The organism is Pseudomonas sp. Sample_9, assembly GCF_004307535.1.
Classification (GTDB): domain Bacteria; phylum Pseudomonadota; class Gammaproteobacteria; order Pseudomonadales; family Pseudomonadaceae; genus Aquipseudomonas; species Aquipseudomonas mercuritolerans.
Map to the genome: position 1 here is coordinate 1 of NZ_RAZO01000213.1, position 2,459 is coordinate 2,459.

Annotated in this window: 2 protein-coding genes and 1 pseudogene; all 3 read left to right on the top strand. The window is 61.9% G+C overall.

Going from position 1 to position 2,459, the window contains the following annotated elements; genetic code table 11:
• Positions 1-2: 2 nt before the first annotated feature.
• Entirely contained in the window at positions 3-908 is a 906-nt protein-coding gene (locus D6877_RS11590; protein ID WP_130910864.1) for a LysR family transcriptional regulator, read from the top strand.
• 252 nt (positions 909-1,160) lie between these two features.
• Complete coding sequence (locus tag D6877_RS11595; protein ID WP_130910865.1) at positions 1,161-2,354, top strand: CaiB/BaiF CoA-transferase family protein; 1,194 nt, start codon at positions 1,161-1,163, stop codon at positions 2,352-2,354.
• Positions 2,351-2,459, top strand: a pseudogene (locus D6877_RS11600) (hydroxymethylglutaryl-CoA lyase); the annotation flags it as partial. The gene D6877_RS11595 and the pseudogene D6877_RS11600, both read left to right, overlap by 4 nt.

A 2,459-nucleotide genomic window follows, 5' to 3' on the forward strand; every position in this document is an offset into this window, starting at 1 on the left:
CCATGCTGCAAAAAAGCCTGATCCGCCGTCTCGACCTGATCACTCTGCAACTGTTCGTCGCCGTCCACGAGGAAGGCACGTTGACCCGTGCGGCTGCGCGCGAAGCCATCGCGGTGTCGGCGGCGAGCAAGCGTCTGATGGAGTTGGAGGAGGCGCTGGGCATCGCTTTGTTCGTGCGCCAGGCCAAAGGCATGATCCTCACGCCGGCCGGTGAAACCCTGCTGCACCATGCGCGGCAGATGCTCTTCAACGTGGAAAAAATGGGCCTGGAGCTGGGTGAGCACAGCCACGGTGTGCGCGGTTACGTGCGCATGCTGGCCAATCTGTCGGCGATCATTCAGTTTCTGCCCGAAGACTTGCGCGACTTCTCGGCGCAGCATCCGCAGGTCAAGACCGACCTTGAAGAACGCCCCAGCGCCGGGGTGATTCAGGGTGTGCTCGATGGCGTCGCCGACCTCGGCATTTGCTCTGAGGACAGCGACACCAAAGGCCTGCACAGCGTGTTGTACCGTCAGGACAAACTGGTGGTGGTGATGCTGCCGGAGCATCCGTTGGCTACCCGCGAATCGGTGACTTTCAGTGAAACCCTCGACAGCGACTACGTCGGCTTGCACGCAGCCAGTTCGATCAACATGCGTACCCATGCGGCGGCGCGGCAGGCCGGCAAAGTCCTGCGCATCCGCATTCATGTGCCGGGATTCGATGCGGTGTGCCGGATGGTCCAGGCGAACATGGGCATCGGCATTCTGCCGCAGCGAGCCTATGAGTTGTTTGGTCAGGCACTGGGCTTGCGCGCGGTGCCGCTGACCGATGCCTGGGCGGATCGCGCGCTGATTGTGGTGGTGCGCGATGAGGCGGGGTTGTCGCCGGTGAGCCGGATGTTGTTTGAGCATTTGCGCGGGCGGTAGATCTTCATTGCGGCTGATGGCCCCTTCGCGAGCAGGCTCGCTCCCACATTGAACTTGTGTGAACACAGAATCTGAAACCACTACAGATCCTTGTGGGAGCGAGCCTGCTCGCGAAGGCGGCCCTGAATTCACCACCGAATCACTGCGGAGCATTCGCATTTCGCGAACGCTCATTGCCGAGAGACGGCTGGATTCGTCAATCATCGTTCCTCTAGCCTTGGCGACATATTCCAAGAACAAGAGGTACCCGCGATGAATGCCCCTTTGAGTGCAATCAAAGTGATCGAGATCGGCACCCTGATCGCCGCGCCGTTTGCCGCGCGCATGCTTGCCGAGTTCGGCGCCGAGGTGATCAAGATCGAAGCCATGGGTCAGGGCGACCCGCTGCGCAAATGGCGCAAGCTGCACGAAGGCACATCGCTGTGGTGGTACCTGCAATCGCGCAACAAGAAATCCCTGGCGCTCAATCTGAAATCCGCTGAAGGCATCGAACTGGTCAAGCAACTGGCCGGCGACGCCGACGTGATCATTGAAAACCTGCGCCCCGGTGCGCTGGAAAAACTCGGTCTGGGTTGGGACGTGCTACATGCGCTGAATCCGAACCTGACCCTGGTGCGTATCTCCGGCTACGGCCAGACCGGCCCTTACCGTGACCGGCCCGGTTTCGGTGCGATTGGCGAGGCCATGGGCGGCATCCGCTACACCACCGGCAATCCCGATTCGCCACCGGCGCGAGTCGGCGTCAGCCTCGGCGATTCGCTGGCCTCGCTGCACGCGGTGATCGGCGCGCTGATGTCGCTGTTGCGGGTCAAGACCGGGCAGGGCGGTGGGCAGGTCGTCGATGTGTCGCTGGCCGAAAGCGTGTTCAACGTCATGGAAAGTCTGGTGCCGGAATACGACATGCTTGGCCATGTCCGCGAACGCAGCGGCGGCGCCTTGCCGGGCATCGCGCCCTCCAATACCTACCTCACGGCCGACGGCGCCTACGTGGTGATTGCTGGCAACAGCGACCCGATCTACAAGCGCCTGATGCACACCATCGGCCGCGCCGACCTGGCCGACGCAGAAGAGTTCGCCCACAACGACGGTCGTGCGGCGCAGAGCGGTTTGCTCGATGCGGCCATCACGCACTGGACCAGCAGCCTGCCGATTGACGAGGTACTGGCCGCCCTCGAAGCCGCTGAAGTGCCGGCCGGGCGCATCTACTCGGTGGCTGACATCGTCGCCGATCCGCACTATCAGGCGCGGGACATGCTGCTCAATGCCGACTTGCCCGGCGGCGCAACGGTGAAAATGCCCGGCATCGTCCCCAAACTTTCGGAGACTCCCGGCGGAGTCAATTGGTCCGGGCCGAAACTGGGCCAGCACACCGACGATATTCTCGCCAATCTTGGCCTGACTGAACTCGATATCGAACGCCTGAAAAACCAAGGGGTGGTGCAATGATCACTGACTATTCGCAAACCCTGATCGTTCAGGAAGTCTCGCCCCGGGATGGTTTGCAGATCGAGCCGACATGGGTGGAAACCGCTGACAAGATCGCCCTGATCA

Coding starts and splice junctions, on each gene's coding strand:
- D6877_RS11595 (WP_130910865.1), top strand. CDS start 1,161: ATGAATGCCCCTTTGAGTGCAATCAAAGTGATCGAGATCGGCACCCTG.
- D6877_RS11590 (WP_130910864.1), top strand. CDS start 3: ATGCTGCAAAAAAGCCTGATCCGCCGTCTCGACCTGATCACTCTGCAA.